The sequence below is a fragment of the Corynebacterium riegelii genome, from assembly GCF_001263755.1.
In the GTDB taxonomy this organism is placed as follows: domain Bacteria; phylum Actinomycetota; class Actinomycetes; order Mycobacteriales; family Mycobacteriaceae; genus Corynebacterium; species Corynebacterium riegelii.
This window is the reverse complement of record NZ_CP012342.1, coordinates 1,876,524-1,891,700: the sequence shown is the minus strand read 5'-3', so window position 1 is coordinate 1,891,700 and position 15,177 is coordinate 1,876,524. Positions and strand designations below refer to the sequence as shown.

The 15,177-nt window shown below is 59.3% G+C and carries 17 protein-coding genes and 1 pseudogene; 7 read left to right on the top strand and 11 right to left on the bottom strand.

Going from position 1 to position 15,177, the window contains the following annotated elements:
• The first annotated feature begins 217 nt into the window (after window positions 1–217).
• Window positions 218–1,588 (top strand): N-6 DNA methylase, encoded by a 1,371-nt coding sequence (locus AK829_RS09180; protein ID WP_052205574.1) that lies wholly within the window; start codon window positions 218–220, stop codon window positions 1,586–1,588.
• Window positions 1,589–2,345: 757 nt separating this feature from the next.
• Window positions 2,346–2,567 carry a PspC domain-containing protein gene (locus AK829_RS12270; protein WP_083278895.1) on the top strand — a complete coding sequence of 74 codons (222 nt, stop codon included), beginning with the start codon at window positions 2,346–2,348 and terminating at the stop codon, window positions 2,565–2,567.
• Here AK829_RS12270 and AK829_RS09175 read toward each other — a convergent pair.
• Together AK829_RS09175 and AK829_RS09170 are read right to left on the bottom strand one after the other, a co-directional pair.
• Window positions 2,502–3,365, bottom strand: coding sequence for an ABC transporter ATP-binding protein (locus tag AK829_RS09175; protein ID WP_052205573.1), 864 nt, complete (start codon window positions 3,363–3,365; stop codon window positions 2,502–2,504). The two genes, AK829_RS12270 and AK829_RS09175, sit on opposite strands and share 66 nt — an antisense overlap.
• A 78-nt stretch (window positions 3,366–3,443) precedes the next feature.
• Window positions 3,444–4,274 (bottom strand): DMT family transporter, encoded by an 831-nt coding sequence (locus tag AK829_RS09170; RefSeq protein ID WP_052205572.1) that lies wholly within the window; start codon window positions 4,272–4,274, stop codon window positions 3,444–3,446.
• A 90-nt stretch (window positions 4,275–4,364) separates the two neighbouring features.
• Between AK829_RS09170 and AK829_RS09165 the strand changes: the two genes are divergently transcribed.
• On the top strand, window positions 4,365–5,630 hold the full coding sequence (locus AK829_RS09165; protein WP_052206487.1) for an aspartate kinase: 1,266 nt from the start codon (window positions 4,365–4,367) through the stop codon (window positions 5,628–5,630).
• A 28-nt stretch (window positions 5,631–5,658) separates the two neighbouring features.
• Complete coding sequence (locus AK829_RS09160; protein ID WP_052205571.1) at window positions 5,659–6,690, top strand: aspartate-semialdehyde dehydrogenase; 1,032 nt, start codon at window positions 5,659–5,661, stop codon at window positions 6,688–6,690.
• A 163-nt stretch (window positions 6,691–6,853) separates the two neighbouring features.
• On the opposite strand, the gene AK829_RS12865 is transcribed toward AK829_RS09160, so the two are convergent.
• Entirely contained in the window at window positions 6,854–6,988 is a 135-nt protein-coding gene (locus tag AK829_RS12865; protein WP_269745045.1) for a hypothetical protein, read from the bottom strand.
• A gap of 154 nt (window positions 6,989–7,142) precedes the next feature.
• Between AK829_RS12865 and AK829_RS09150 the strand changes: the two genes are divergently transcribed.
• Window positions 7,143–7,454 (top strand): hypothetical protein, encoded by a 312-nt coding sequence (locus AK829_RS09150; protein WP_052205569.1) that lies wholly within the window; start codon window positions 7,143–7,145, stop codon window positions 7,452–7,454.
• Window positions 7,455–7,726: 272 nt separating this feature from the next.
• Entirely contained in the window at window positions 7,727–7,966 is a 240-nt protein-coding gene (locus AK829_RS09145; protein ID WP_052205568.1) for a hypothetical protein, read from the top strand.
• On the opposite strand, the pseudogene AK829_RS12265 reads toward AK829_RS09145, so the two are convergent.
• Window positions 7,888–8,163 (bottom strand): annotated as a pseudogene (locus AK829_RS12265) (recombinase family protein). The gene AK829_RS09145 and the pseudogene AK829_RS12265 overlap by 79 nt on opposite strands.
• Window positions 8,164–8,412: 249 nt before the next feature.
• Here AK829_RS12265 and AK829_RS09140 point away from each other — a divergent pair.
• Entirely contained in the window at window positions 8,413–9,948 is a 1,536-nt protein-coding gene (locus AK829_RS09140) for a catalase (RefSeq protein ID WP_232305815.1), read from the top strand.
• Between the two features lie 117 nt (window positions 9,949–10,065).
• On the opposite strand, the gene AK829_RS09135 is transcribed toward AK829_RS09140, so the two are convergent.
• The 7 genes from AK829_RS09135 to AK829_RS09105 all read right to left on the bottom strand — a co-directional run bounded on the left by AK829_RS09135 (window position 10,066) and on the right by AK829_RS09105 (window position 15,175).
• Entirely contained in the window at window positions 10,066–11,508 is a 1,443-nt protein-coding gene (locus AK829_RS09135; RefSeq protein ID WP_052205566.1) for a YkvI family membrane protein, read from the bottom strand.
• Window positions 11,509–11,575: 67 nt separating this feature from the next.
• Window positions 11,576–12,148, bottom strand: a complete 573-nt coding sequence (locus AK829_RS09130) for an RNA polymerase sigma factor (protein ID WP_052205565.1) — start codon at window positions 12,146–12,148, stop codon at window positions 11,576–11,578.
• The gene (locus AK829_RS09125) at window positions 12,135–12,494 is read right to left on the bottom strand and encodes a Na+/H+ antiporter subunit G (protein ID WP_052205564.1); all 360 of its coding nucleotides are present in this window, start codon (window positions 12,492–12,494) and stop codon (window positions 12,135–12,137) included. The genes AK829_RS09130 and AK829_RS09125 overlap by 14 nt, the downstream gene beginning before the upstream one ends.
• Window positions 12,494–12,772, bottom strand: a complete 279-nt coding sequence (locus AK829_RS09120) for a cation:proton antiporter (protein WP_052205563.1) — start codon at window positions 12,770–12,772, stop codon at window positions 12,494–12,496. The genes AK829_RS09125 and AK829_RS09120 overlap by 1 nt, the downstream gene beginning before the upstream one ends.
• A gap of 1 nt (window position 12,773) precedes the next feature.
• Complete coding sequence (locus AK829_RS09115) at window positions 12,774–13,199, bottom strand: monovalent cation/H+ antiporter subunit E (RefSeq protein ID WP_052205562.1); 426 nt, start codon at window positions 13,197–13,199, stop codon at window positions 12,774–12,776.
• On the bottom strand, window positions 13,200–14,738 hold the full coding sequence (locus AK829_RS09110) for a monovalent cation/H+ antiporter subunit D family protein (protein ID WP_052205561.1): 1,539 nt from the start codon (window positions 14,736–14,738) through the stop codon (window positions 13,200–13,202).
• Window positions 14,735–15,175, bottom strand: coding sequence for a cation:proton antiporter subunit C (locus tag AK829_RS09105; protein WP_052205560.1), 441 nt, complete (start codon window positions 15,173–15,175; stop codon window positions 14,735–14,737). The genes AK829_RS09110 and AK829_RS09105 overlap by 4 nt, the downstream gene beginning before the upstream one ends.
• Between the last annotated feature and the right edge of the window lie 2 nt (window positions 15,176–15,177).

The window sequence follows — 15,177 nt, the reverse complement described above, 5'->3', positions numbered from 1 at the left end:
AACTAAGTCCTAACTTCAGACAGCGGGCGTGGACGTAGGTAGCAAAATTGGAACAATCTGCCCTAATTAAAAGCGTCTTGAGGTCGCAGTTGGCTCCAATGCGGGAGCGAAACGTCAGCTGTGCTGATATAGATTGGTCGATGGCAGCAGGGTTGCACTGTGCTGCCTTCGTTAGCCACTCGTTAGCTAAAAGGTTAGCTAAAAGGAGGTGCTGCAGGTGGGAGAAGAAGGTCAGGCAATTGAAGGACGGGAAATCCTGTTCGCGCTGTGGCGGTCCCTAGAGGAACTTGAGAAGGAAAGAGAAGGGTCAGATCTGATAGATTGCGCCCTCACTTTGCTCGCGCTCCGAGCCGTCCTAGAGCGTACAGATCCGCTGGCATGGAAGAAACTGAGCCATGACAGGGCGGTTGAGCAGGACAGCAAGATTAGATCGCTGAACCTCGCTGTCCTAGGCGCTAAAACTGCCAGAAAAGATAAAAATAACAATGATTGGGCCTCTCCAGACTTAGTGGCCCACTTAGTCTCTGCTGTATCCGATCCTAGGATCGGGGAGACTCCCCAGTCCACAATCTCCTTTGTAGCTGCCTACCAATTCCTCCTCGAAAAGTCTTCCCAATACTTGCAGCCCGACTTCTTAGGCCCCCCTCCACCCGCTTATGTCTGCAACCTCATCGCGGAGTTGCTTCGTCCATGCCAAGGATCGGCTTACGATCCATGTGCTAGATCAGGACAACTGCTACTAGAGCTTGACGGGCACCAGCAAACCGTAGGCCTGCACGGAGAACGCTTACGGCTTTATGGCCAGGAAAACAATCCTAAGCGGTGGCAGCAAGCACATGAGCAAGCTCTGATCCGTGGCACCACTATCGATTTGGGAAAGGGGCCATTAGACGACCTGTTCGGAAATTACCTTAATGACGGGTTGGGGCTAGGGGGATGGTGGTTTCGACGAGAGCTTCATCCGGGACTGAAGTGCGATTTTGCGGTCTGCTATCCTCCTTCCTCTTTTATCGACTATGGGCTTGAGTATGTCCTACTGGACTCACGCTGGGAATTTGGGCCAGGAATCCCCGACCCCGCAGATTTTGCGTGGTTGCAGTTGGCTCTCCATCATTTAGTTCCAGGTGGCACGGCTGCAGTTGTGCTCTCTGCAGACACCCTTTCCAGTGATGAGCCAGAGCTCGCCCGCGTACGGCGGAATATGGTCGGCGAAGGGATCGTCCGATGCATCATTAGCTTGCCGTCGGCCCCGCAGTCTAATCACGCTAGTCCGACCGCATTGTGGGTGTGCACCCAGAAAGGCCCGGAGAGTTCAGTGGGCAGCATCGATCCACTCACTCAAGAAGTGCTACTGATTGACCTTGACAATGGGAAATTGCTTAACGAGAGTGCAACAGGAAAATTCGGAGAGGATATTGTCCTTCCTCAAAGAGTGGCTGATCTATACCATCGATGGGTTGAAAATTCATCCATTAACCCCAAAAATGAAGTTGCAGCTACGAGCATGAGTGTCTCCATAGCAGAGCTTTTGGGAAGTGGTGGAAATCTAGCTCCCGCCCATTGGCTTTCACAATACTCGACACGCTAGATGTGTTAGGAGAGCCAACCCCCTGCACGGTACCTGGTCACGCTCATGCAGCTGAGGAAGTCAGGAGGACCGACAGTGACCCGTCTAGCTAATTCGTCCACATTCTTGATGATCAAGTTGTCCCTCAGCAGCGGGCCTCAGCGTCTTCCACGTGAGATGTGTTGAGCGTCTCGCCGAACACTACGGCGGCCGAATCAGCAACACTGACACCACCGTCCGTGCCATCAAAGAAGCAGCCCAACGAGAAGGACTCATTGAGTAAATATCGGCAGAAAGGCAACCGCTAAAAGGCCCAGCTTTACGTAGCTGGGCCTTTTAGCGGTTGTCTAGGGCTTTTTAGTCGCCCTTCCTGTGGGAACGTACGTGCGACAGATACATTAACGGTCCTATCAGAGGAATTAACACTAGAAAGAGCACTATCCAAACATCCGACCACCGTTTGTTAGGCTGCCTAAAAAATACAATCACGCTGACAGCTAATAACACCACAGCCGCTAACGTGAGCAGCATAAAAACATAATCCACCGGAGATGGTTCTAATGGAGAGGCCCCATCGCTTCTCAGAGCAGGTAACTGCATTTGTGAAATTTTACATCCACCCCTGATTAATCACATTACCGTTGCCATCTCCAACCACGCCCTGCGTAGCGTTCTTAGTGCTCCAGCTGATCTGTCCCCACGGCGACGGTACACCACGCTTCACCTCTACAGCACAGAGAAATGTAGCATTACCATCATTCGAGTACAGTTGCGCATAATGTTCCCACAAAATAAATGGCATCGATCTCAAAAAGATAAATGCATAGCAGGGGTCTGTGCCGGGGTAGCTGAAGTATATGAAACCTCTGCAAATACCGTCAGGATTATTTACGTAATCGCTACGCTCTGCGGAGTTCCCATGGTTGCCGTCTACCTACTGCAATGGCTCATCTACCCAAAGCGATACAACCGAGTGCTGGTCCGCCCACTGCAAGATTGAAAGCGTGTCGCGCTGCAGGTGGGAGGTGGTGATGGATACGTGGCCGTCGGCAAGGTGCGTGGCGGTGCCCGGCAAATCAGGCAACCCAGACAAAGCAGGCACGCCACCCCCAAGCCCGAACGAGATTTCAGAGGGCACCGTCTCCGTCAGTTGGGCAGGAGTGCCTTCTACCTCGATGTTTCCGCGGTGCATGATGGCGATGCGGTGGCAAAGAAACTCTGCTTCTTCCAGGTAGTGGGTGGTCAGCACCATGGTCACCCCGGCGTTGTTGAGCTCTTTGAGTAGTCCCCACACATGCCGGCGGGATTCGGGGTCCAGGCCGGTTGTGGGCTCATCAAGAAACACCAAGGTCGGATTGCCCACCAGGGCGCATGCGAGGTCGAGGCGCCGCTGCTCGCCACCGGAGAGCGATCCCACCTTGACGTCGCTGCGGTGCTCAAGTTGGACGCGGCGCAGCACCTCATCAGTGGGCAGCGGCGCGGAGCACGTGCCCGCCCACATAGTTACTGTCTCTTCAACGGTCAGTGCTTGGGGCAGGCCGCCTGATTGCAGCATGATCCCGGTGTACGGGCGCACGCTGGCACGGCCGCTGACCGGATCGTGCCCCAGCACTCGCACGGTGCCTTCGCTAGGTTCGGCCAGGCCCTCCATCACTTCCAAGGTGGACGTTTTGCCCGCGCCGTTGGTTCCCAGCAGCCCGTAGACCTCGCCGGGGGCAACGTGCAGGCTGATGCCATCAACTGCGGTGAAGTCGCCGTAGCGGCGCTTCAGCCCTGTAACTTCGATTGCTTTTTCCATGCCTCCAACTCTGCCCGCGGCAGGTTGTTGCTGGTAGAGGCGTTTGTCACCAATCAAACATGACAAATGTCACCAGGATTACCGCACGCTGGCACGCGTGAGCATCGCCGCGCTTATGAGCATGATGCTTATCGACGCCCCCGTTGCCGCCCACCCCGCCCCCGAAGTAACCCGAAACGTTTCCCCAAGGAGGAAGATACCGAGTGCAAACGCCACGATCGGCTCCACCACCTTCGCAGCCGGCAGCGAGGTGCCCAGGTTGCCTGCGGCGAAGGCGTATTGCTGCACGATCGTGCCCGCCGTGGCGGCCAGCAGCATCGCCCACAGCTGCCAGGAGGTGAGCAGGCCCATGATGCCGCCGCTGACAAAGTCATCCACGGCCACTTTGGAAAACAGGGCTTGGTAGCCAAAGAGAGCGCCACAGGTTATGCCGTAGGTGAGGGATTGGGTTGCGGTGGGGCGTCGATAAGCAAAAGCAAAAGCCCCCGCAACCACCGCAACCGCTGAGCTGACCACGATGGCCCACTCCCAGGCGAGCGGCTCGCGTGCGCCGGGAAGCGGACGGCCAAGCAGCACAACCCCAGCCACGCTCATGGTCAACAGCGCGCCCCAACACGCCTCCTCCGGGTGCATGCGACGGTGCTCTTCATGCGCCGAAAACAGCAGGGTGAGCATGAGCGACAGGGCGAGCACAGGCTGGACCACCAGCAAGGAGCCGAAGGCTAACGCCGCAGCTTGGAAGCCATACGCAAGGAACGCCACCCCCATCGAGGCCCACCACGCTGGCCTGCGCATCGAGCGAAGCGGCGAGGTGCCAGCGCGCATGATGCGGTGGCGCCACACGGTACCTGCGGCCATCGTCGCGGCTGAGATCAGCGCGAGGATTGCAGACAGGTAAATATTGTGCACGGTGAAAGATATTAATGCGGGTGTTCCGGCTGTGGATTTGAGACGCTATTCTTGTATGTCGGAATGCACGCGGACCCGTGGGAGGTACGGATGGCCCTGATCGTTCAGAAATACGGCGGATCGTCGCTAGAAAGCGCCGAGCGTATTCGCGCCGTGGCGGAACGTGTGGTGGCTACCAAACGCGCGGGCAACGACGTGGTTGTCGTCTGCTCCGCAATGGGCGACACCACCGATGAACTTCTAGACTTGGCAGCGCAGGTCAACCCAACCCCACCCGCACGCGAGATGGACATGCTGCTCACCGCCGGTGAACGCATCTCCAACTCCCTTGTGGCCATGGCAGTTGCCGCACAAGGTGAGGCCGTGCAGTCCTTCACCGGCTCCCAAGCCGGCGTGATCACCACTGAGCGCCACGGCAACGCCCGCATTATTGAGGTCACGCCGGGCCGCGTCAAGGAAGCCATTGACCAGGGCAACATTGCCATCGTCGCCGGCTTCCAGGGTGTTAACCGCGACACCAAGGACGTGACCACCCTGGGCCGCGGCGGCTCCGACACCACCGCAGTAGCACTCGCGGCAGCCCTGGGTGCGGACGAATGCGAGATCTACTCCGACGTAGACGGCGTCTACACCGCAGACCCACGCATCGTTCCGGACGCCCGCAAGCTGGACAAGCTCTGCTTCGAAGAAATGCTGGAACTGGCCGCGTCCGGCTCGAAGATTTTGGTCCTGCGCAGCGTTGAATACGCGCGCGCCTGGAACGTACCAATGCGAGTACGTTCCTCTTACAGCAACGACCCCGGCACCCTCGTCGCCGGAGCATTGGAGGATATCCCTGTGGAAGAAGCAGTATTGACCGGTGTTGCCACCGACAACGCGGAGGCAAAGATCACCATCCTGGGCATCCAGGACACGCCAGGGGAAGCCGCCAAGGTGTTCCGCGCACTGGCAGATGCAGAGATCAACATTGACATGGTCCTGCAGAACATCTCCTCCATTGAGAACAACAAAACGGACATCACCTTCACCCTGCCCAAGGCAGACGGTGCGCGTGCCATGGAGATGCTCGGCGCTATGAAGGAAGCCGAAGGCTGGGACGACATCACCTACAACGACCAGATTGGCAAGGTCTCCCTGGTTGGCGCCGGCATGAAGTCCCACCCGGGCGTTACCGCAGACTTCACCGAGGCGCTGCGTGACTCCGGCATCAACATTGACATGATCACCACCTCTGAAATCCGCATCACCGCAGTGGTGGACCAGGACGAGCTGGCAGAGGCCGCACGTGCCATCCACAGCAAGTTCGAGCTCGGCGGCGACGAGGCCGCAATCGTCTACGCAGGTACCGGCCGCTAAAACGGCCTGTTTAAGGAGTTTTCACGTTATGACCACCGTTGCTGTAGTTGGCGCCACCGGCCAGGTAGGCCAGGTAATGCGCTCCATCCTGGAGGACCGTTCCTTCCCATGCGACCGCGTCCGCTTCTTCGCCTCGCCGCGTTCCGCGGGCAAGGTGCTTCAGTTCCGCGGCGCACCCGTTGAGGTTGAAGACCTGACCAAGGTCACCGAAGAGTCCGTGGCGGACGTGGACATCGCGCTGTTCTCCGCAGGCGGTTCCACCTCGCGCGAGTGGGCCCCGGTTTTTGCCGCAGCCGGCGCGAAGGTTGTGGACAACTCCTCTGCATGGCGCAAGGATGACGAGGTGCCCCTGATCGTCTCCGAGGTCAACCCGGCGGACGCCAAGGCGCTGCCGAAGGGCATCATTGCCAACCCGAACTGCACCACGATGGCGATCATGCCAGTGGTCAAGGCGCTGCACGACACTGCCGGCTTGATTTCCTTGCGCGTGGCTTCCTACCAGGCGGTTTCCGGCTCCGGTGTCGCTGGCGTCCAGGCGCTCGCGGACCAGGTCGCGGAAATCGGCGTGCGCAACACCGAGCTCGCCTCCGACGGTTCGCTGCTCAGCCCCGCCAACCTCGGCCCGTACGTCGCACCGATCGCCTACAACGCATTACCGCTTGCGGGCAGCCTGCTTGAAGACGGCACCCACGAAACCGACGAAGAACAAAAACTCCGCAACGAATCGCGCAAGATCCTCGGCCTGCCAGAGTTGAAGGTGTCAGGCACCTGCGTGCGCGTCCCGGTATTCACCGGCCACACGATGGTGGTGCACGCCGAGTTCGCCGAGGCGATCACGCCGGAGCAGGCAGCCGAGGTGCTTTCGGGCGCGCCGGGCGTGGAGGTTGTTGAGGTGCCAACGCCGCTTGAGGCCACCGGCAAGGACGTCTCCCTTGTGGGCCGCATCCGCCAGGACCAGGTTGTGGACGGCAACCGCGGCCTGATCTTCGTCGTCTCCGGCGACAACCTGCGTAAGGGTGCGGCGCTGAACACGGTCCAGATCGCCGAGCTCCTAGTCTAGCTATTGGTCTAACTATTGGTCTAGCCAATGGTCTAGCCCGCGGTTCCGGCCGCGGGCTTTTCATGCGAGCCCCTACCAACAGGGCCGACACGACGAATTATCGTGCCCCAACATCGCACGGCGAAGCGTCGCCATTAACGCTTTTGATTTATGAAAAAGGCCGCTATTCAGAAGTTGGTTTCCGGCTATCTTGCTCGATTGCCGCCAGTGGAAGAAGTAAAGAATAGATCGCCTGAATGGGATCAAATTCGTTTCCCGCTTCAATCCCGGCAAGCTGAGACTCGGCCCAATTCTTCATTCGCGGGGAATCCATTTCTTTCAGGGGACCCTCTAGAGTCTTCGTCAGGAGCCAGTGGAAATTCTCTGTGTTCACGCGGTTTCCAATCTGTTGCAGTGACTTGTGTTGTGTGTCAACTATTGCACAGCATTGAGACTTGTGCCACTATTTGCACATGGATAAGAAAACTAAGAAGAAAACTAAGACAGTCATTGCCGCGACCATTATCGCCGGAGCAGCGCTAGCCGGTCTGTCAATGCAACCAGCTTCAGCCGCCACTTCCCGAACTGTGGTCAATGAAGGAAATGCAGGCGGGGCAGCCCCGTACATTGCCTGGCGGGAGGTTTATAGCCTCTACAACAGCAAGCAAGAATGCGAGTACTGGCGCAGCGTTCGAGCTGAAGGAGACGAGGATCACCACTACTGGTGCGAGCTCACGGACACTAACACCTGGGCGCTCATGTACCGCATCAGCTTCCGTCCCTAGACGCTTGGGTTGCATCTGCTTGGTTAGGGCGCTGCGCGAGCGACCTTCGTAGCGGGTGCTGGGATCCCTAGGCACGGATCAGTTTCACTGCTTCGTCTTTCCGGTCTCTACGACGCACGTGGCCGGACTTTGCCTGCTTGAGTACAAGAAATCCTCTGTGGCTGTCTACGGGCACAGCGCTAGGGTGGAGCAACCGAGCTGGTCAACGCTAAAAAATGGGCGAGATACAGCGCCAGGAGCGCACTGGGCGAAGCCGCGGAACATACCTCCGCATGGCGCTGTGGGCCGCACTGCCGAAACTTGAAAAGATCCACTGGGATCATGTTGCCGCCGACTACGAGCCCCTAGCGATCAAAGATGCATCCGAGGAAATCACGCTCGGTTTCATTGAACAGGCACTCCAAGAAGATCGCGAGCGCGACAAAAAGACTAATCAGCTAGTGCTCGGTAGATCGTTGATCGGTGGACACCTAGCCGCCGCGCTTTTCGCCGCGGCGATCCCCTCTGCTTGACGCTCTCGAATAATCTCCCGCTCGAACTCCGCCAACGAGCCAAGAATGCCAAGCATCAGATCAGAGCGCGGATCACTCCCCGCTCCAAACACCAACGACTCTTTGACAAACCGAACCTGCGCGCCTTAATCGACGGCCGCATCAACAATGCACCGCAGATCCACCACCGACCGGGCAAGCCGGTCAATGCTCGCCACAACGAGAACGTCACCCGCACGGAGATAATCCAAGCAGGCACCCTAACCACCTAGAATTAAACCAGTCCAATTTTCGAAGGCTAGTTCATTCCTGCCGCGGGCTTTTTCATGCGAACCTCTACCAACAGACCCCAAGTGTGCTCTGTACTTCGGCACCAGCTCTGGAAAATCTATAGGGTTGATGGGTACACGTATTCGATAACGCTGTAGAGGAGAAAAGCATTGACGGAGAAGAGTAGGGCGGAAGAGATCGTCGCAAGGGGCGAGCGTCCCGCTGGCAAGGGTCAGACCACCCAGCTGGGTGGGCAGCCGGTTGCGTCGGAGAACATTTCGATCACCCAGGGACGTCAGGGAGCCAATGTGCTCAATGACATCCATCTGATTGAAAAGCTAGCCCACTTCAACAGGGAAAACGTCCCGGAGCGTATCCCGCACGCCAAGGGGCACGGCGCCTTCGGCGAGCTGCACATTACGGAAGACGTGTCCAAGTACACGAAGGCGAAGCTGTTCCAGCCGGGCACTGTTACCCCGATGGCGGCTCGTTTTTCCACAGTGGCTGGTGAGGCCGGATCGCCGGACACCTGGCGTGACGTCCACGGCTTCGCGCTGCGTTTTTACACCGAGGACGGCAATTACGACATCGTGGGCAACAACACGCCGACGTTCTTCCTGCGTGACGGCATGAAGTTCCCTGATTTTATTCACTCTCAGAAGCGTCAGCCGAACTCGGGCTTGCGTGATGATGAGATGCAGTGGGATTTCTGGACCCGCACCCCGGAAACCGCGCACCAGGTGACCTACCTGTTGGGTGATCGCGGCACCCCGAAGACCTCGCGTCACCAGGACGGCTTCGGTTCCCACACCTTCCAGTGGATTAATGAAGAGGGCACCCCGGTGTGGGTGAAGTACCACTTCAAGACCCGCCAGGGCTGGGAGTGCTTTACCGACGAGGAAGCTACCGAGAAGGCCGGTACCGATCCGGACTTCCAGCGCGCGGACCTCTTCAACGCGATTGCCCAGGGCGACTACCCGATTTGGGACGTCAAGGTGCAGATCATGCCTTTCGAGGAGGCGAAGGACTACCGCTTCAACCCCTTCGACCTGACCAAGACCTGGTCCCAGAAGGATTACCCGCTGATCCCGGTTGGTTACTTTGTGCTGAACCGCAACCCGAAGAACTTCCACGCCCAGATTGAGCAGTTGGCGCTTGACCCGGCGAACCTGGTTCCGGGTGTGGGTCTTTCGCCAGACCGTATGCTGCAGGCGCGCGTCTTCGCCTACGCTGACCAGCAGCGCTACCGTATCGGCACGAACTACAAGGATCTGCCGGTCAACCGCCCGATCAACGATGTGAACACGTATGCGGAGCGTGGTTCCATGGCGTACTTCTTCAATGAGGAGAATGAGCCGAACTACTCGCCGAACCGCACCGGCAAGGGCGCTGGCTACCTGGACAATGGCGAGGATTCCTCCTCCAACTTCACCGATTACGGCCAGGCGGAGAATCTCTACGTCAACCCGGACCCGCACGGCACCGACCTGGTGCGCGCGGCGTACGTGAAGCATGCTGAGGATGATGACTTCGGCCAGGCCCGTACGCTCTACCGCGACGTGTTCGATGATGGTGAGAAGGAGCGCTTCGTCCACAACATCACCAACAAGATGTTGGCAATCAAGAACAAGGACGTCGAGGAGCGCGTCTACGCCTACTGGGGCAACGTAGACAAGGACCTGGAGGCTAAGGTGCGCGAGTCGCTGGCGAAGAAGCGCGCCGACGCCCAGTAGCGCCGACGCCCAGTAGCGCCGACGCCCAGTAAAACGTTTGCAGCTACCTACACCCGGCTACCTTCGATAAAAGGGACTGGTAGCCGGGTGTAGGTAGCTGCATTTAGCGTTTATGCCCTACAGGCGGGTCTGGCCGCCTTCCTCCTCTTCGGCTGCTGCCTCGGCAGCCTCCTCAGCGTCGGCGGCGATCAGTTCGTCGATGGATTTGTCGTTCCACGGCTCATCGGGCTCACGCTCGTACTCTTCGTGCGTGACCGGATCGGTGTAGGAGACGTAGACAACGGGGTCGGAGTCGCGGTCTTCGTGGCTGAAGTCGACGTCGTCGTCGTCAAGAAGCTCTTGTGCCACTTCCTCCTCCAGAGCTTCCGACAGCTCCTCGTCATCAACCACGGACATGGACGTGACGTGCTCCAGCTCGCGCTGGTCGTTCTTGGTAAAGCGCTCGCGCGGGTCCATCTTCAGGCGCGTCAGTTCGAGTGCGCGGCGGCGTCGGTCGCCTTCCTTGCGCAACTTCGGTGCGCCGCGCAGCCACGCGACGGTGACAACGGCGATGAGCAGGACGCCCAAGTAGCCCAGGATCGGGTAGACAACGCTGACCAGTTCCTTAAATCCCACAAACGACAGGACGAAGCCGATGAGGCAGGCGGAGATGAAGATGAGGCGGAAGCGGTTTTCGCGGCCGCGGGAGAGACGCTTGCCCAGGGCGAAGAACATGCCCAGGGAGGTGGCAAAGATCATGCCGAAGATGACCAGGGCCATGATGAGGCCAAGCGTTGGGTGGACCTCATTGATCAGGGAGAGCAGCGGCATGTCTTCGCCGGAGACGGTCTCAATCTTCACCAGCAGGGAGATGGACAAAAGAAGCAGCATGATCAGGTAGCCCATGCCGCCGAAGAGGCCGCCGAGGCCGGCTGCGCGGGTGTCCAGCTGGTTGCCGCCAATCACGGTTGCCATGGAGGCAACGCAGATGACGTTGAGGCCGGTGTAGTTCAGCGCACCGATCCACCAGTTAGGCAGGGTGGTGTCTACGTTTTGCGCCACGTAGGAGTTGAGTGCGCCCCAGTCTGGGTTGGCGTTGACCAGGGTCCAGCCACAGCCGAAGATAACCATGATCAACAGGATTGGGGTAAGTGCGCCGATGGCGCCGGTGACTTTGTCTACATCGAGCATGCCCACGCCGATGGTGGCTACCAGCATGATGACCGCGCCGATCCAGACGGGGATGCCAAATTGCTGGTTGAGGTTAGCGCCGGCACCGGCGAACATGACAAACCCGATGGAGAACAGGGTGACAATGGTGGCAATGTCGAGCACCCAGGACATGACCTTGGAGGAGATGCCGCCGAAGACTTCCATGTGCTCGTCAGCCTGGAAATAGGAGCCGAGTTGCAGGATGGTCACGCCGGCGATGATCATCAGTGCGGATGACAAGACGGCGCCCCAGATGCCTTGGGTGCCAAATGCAGCGAAGTACAAAAGTGCTTCCTGGCCGGAGGCGAAGCCTGCGCCGACCAGGGTGCCAATGAAGGCAAAAGAAATAATTGTTGCGGTTCTGAGCATGTGAGCCCGCTCCCAACGGGTTTTTAGTTGAACAAAACAGTGCTCTTATCTTAGACCGTCTCAGAAATTACTGTGTGTCATCCGCGGCGCCGGCGCCGCCGGCGGCGATGAGGTCGGCGCGTGCCCGGGCGACGCGGGAGCGGATTGTGCCGACGCGTACGCCGGCAATTTTAGCTGCTTCTTCGTAGGTGTAGCCAAGGATTTGGGTGAGCACGATGGCTTCTTTGCGCTCGGGCGCAAGGCCGTCGAGCATGGCGCGGGCGTCCATGACTTCGGACCAGGTGGTGGCGTTGTCGGGGCTGGGTTCTAGGGCGGCGGCATCCGAGTAGTCGGAGTAGTCGCCGTCGGCGGAGCGGGGGCGTGCCATGTCATGTCGCACGGAGTCCACCCAGGTGCGTCGGGCAAGGGACAGAAGCCAGGTGCGTGCGCTGGAGCGTCCTGCAAACCGCGGCAAGGCTTTCAACACGCGCAGGTAGGTTTCCTGGGTTAAGTCGTCGGCGTATTCGCGGCCGGCCAGGTTGGTGAGAAGCCGCCAGACGTCGTCTTGTGTCTCGGCGATGAACTGCTCAAGGGCAGCGCGATCACCTCGTCCTGCTTGCAGGGCGAGGTTGGTCACATAGTCGTACTCAGGCCTGCTCACTGCCGTTAACCGGGGTTTGAACACCAGCACCAGCTTCGCGCTTGTCGCTGACGGTCACGCCGTAGAGCACACGCCCCATGACAAAGGTGCCTACAGAGCCGATGATCCATACGCCTGCGATAGCGATGATGGCAAGTGCCAGTTCCCAGGCGCTGAAGCCGGTGGTGGACCAGGAGTAGACCAGTTTGGCCACAACCAGGGTGGGAAACGCCATGGTGACCAGGGGGCCGAGCAGGTTGGCGCGGGTCAGGGCGTCGGGTGCGCGCAGCTGCAACAGGGTTGCGGCGATGATGAAGACGGTGGCCACGATGACAAGTGCGGCAACGATGATTTCATAGATAGCCATTAGCGGCGCCCCCTTGAGATGATGCGGGCCATGGAGATCGTCGGCACCACGCCGCAGGCAAGGGCGGCCAGTACTGCGATGTCGTAGCCAATCATGGTTTCTGTAATCAGGGTCCAGACGAGGAAGATGGCCACCATGGCGTAGAACACCATGTCTGAGAGTACGGCGCGGGTCAGTTCGTCCTTGCTTAGGATCAGTGCGCCGAGTGCCACCAGCAGGCAGATGGCGATGATGATGATGCAGGCCATGATGATGGCTTCAAACGTGCTGGTAGGCATGCTAGCTCATCCTTTCTGCAGGCGGCAGGTCTTGCTCTGGGGTGGTGTCGCCGTGGTCGATGTAGGGCTCCCATTCCACAGATTGCGCATCAAACGGGATAGATTTCACGTTTGGGTTGACGTGTTCTTCCATGTCTGCCAGCCCTTCGATGATGTCTAGGGGGTCTTCACCGAATGCGGCTTGCACGATGAGGATTTCGGGCTCGCCGGGGTGCGCGCTGTGCCGCAGTCCCACCGACATGGTGCCGGGGGTGACGGTGATTGAGGTGGAGAACCAGAACAGTTCCCAGTCTGTGGTCAGGCGCAGTGGGTAGTAGATCACTACGGGTTTGAGCCCGGTTTTCGGTTTGAATGCTGCGGCGCTGGTTTGGATGCCGGCAACAATGATTTCTTTGATGATCCAGAGGGCGTAAGCAATGTAGCGCATTTAGTTACCTCCCTGCAGTTCGGCCACGTTGGGTACGCCGACTGGGTCGGTGCCAAGTACGGCGGTGGAGTAGGCGTCCACATTCAGCAGGCTGTCTACGGCGGTGGTGGAGGCATCCCACATTTGGCCGGCTCCAATGAACATAGCCAGTGAGAGGAGCATCATGCTTGCCGACGGCAACATAAACCGCCACCTCACATTCAACGCCTCCGGGTAGTTTTGCATTGGGCGTCCCCAGAACACTTCCTTCCACACGCGCATCATGGACAAAAGCGCACCGAAGGAGGCGACGATGATGGTGGTGATGACCACCCAAGAGCGCCAATCCCCGGGCTGGGCTGCGGCCAGCATGATGGTGACCTTGCCAAAGATGCCGGAGAATGGCGGGAAACCGACGATGGAGAACGCACCGGCGACGAAGACGGCGGACGTCAGTGGGTCCCGGCGTGCAATGCCGGCGAGTTTGGAGATGGTGCCGGTGCCGTAGGTCTCTTCAATCGCGCCGACGTTGAGCACGAGTGCGCCGACGGTGATCATGTGGTGCACGGTGTAGAGCAGGCCCGCGGCTAGGGCGTAGCGGGCTGCTTCGCCGCCGCCGGCAGTAAAGGCCAGCATGACCAGGATGAACGGCATGCCGTTGACCATTTGGTAGGCCAGGACGCGGCGCATGGTGTCTTCTGCAAGACCGGCGAAGCCGCCGATCAGCATGGAGATCACCATGATCACGATGATCAGCGTGTTCCAGCGCTCGTCCATGTCGAAGATGACAACCCAGATGCGAAACAGCATGTAGACCGCAACCTTGGTGTGCAGGCCGGAGAACAGGCCCATCACGGCGGCGGAGGTGGACGGGTAGGTGCGCGGCAGCCAGGTGTGGACGGGGAACACGCCCGCCTTGGCGGCAACGGCGATGATGACTAGGCCGGTGGCCACGGTGATCGGGCCGTTGCCGGCGGCGGCGCCGCGCAGCGCGCCGATGTTCACCGCGCCGGCGACACCGTAGATGTAGCCCACGCCAACCAGCAGCAGGGTAGAGGCCGCCAGGTTCACCAATACAAAGGTGCGGGCAGACAGCAGGCGGTGGCGGGTGCCGGTCATGGCGATCAGGCCGTAGGACGGCAGAAGCATGACCTCAATCATGACGAAGAAGTTGAACAGATCTGCGGTCAGAAGCGCGCCGGTGACACCCGTGACCAGCACAAGGGTCAGGGAGGTGAAGTAGCGTGCCTGGGTTTCACCCACGGCGATGGCGAACCAGTTGGCGGTGATCGCCACGATCATGGTTGCCACCAGCATTACGGCAGAGAACTGGTCGCCGCCGAAGGAGATACCTACGCCGCCTTGGTACTTGCCAATGACGTGGCCAATGGTGCCATGCGTGGAGGTGTAGGCGTAGAGCCAGATGCCGCCGGCGAGGTTGATGGCGGGGATGAGGATGGACAGTGCGTCGTTAAGCTTCTTGCTCGGGCTCAGCGCGGTGATGGCTGAAACGATGAGTGGAAGTGCAACGAAGATGGGAAGGACTGCTCCTGCGGTCATCGGTTCACCTCCGAGACATCCATGTTGTGTACCTCTTCAAGCTTCTTGGGGTTCAGGCGCGCGCGGCGGCCGGCGGTAGACAGTGCCGAGGGGCTCAGGCGCATCTTGTCGTAGGCTGCGTCGTTGCCGGTGGGGTTGTCGGACGTGTCATCATCACGGCCGAGTGATGCCATCATCAACAGGATTGTGGTGGTGGCCATTGCAATCACAATGGCGGTCAGTACAAACGCCTGGGGCAGTGGGTCGGCGATGTCCTCGACGGGGGTGCGGGACGGGAAGGCCTCACCACGCCAAGCGCCAACGCCGGTGGCAAGCAGCGTTAGGTTGCCGGCGTGGCCGAGCAAAGACATGCCGAAGACCACGCGCACCATGCCGCGCTGCAGGACTAGGTAAACGGCTCCCGCAACAAGCATTGCGATGGATAGTGCCATAACCATGG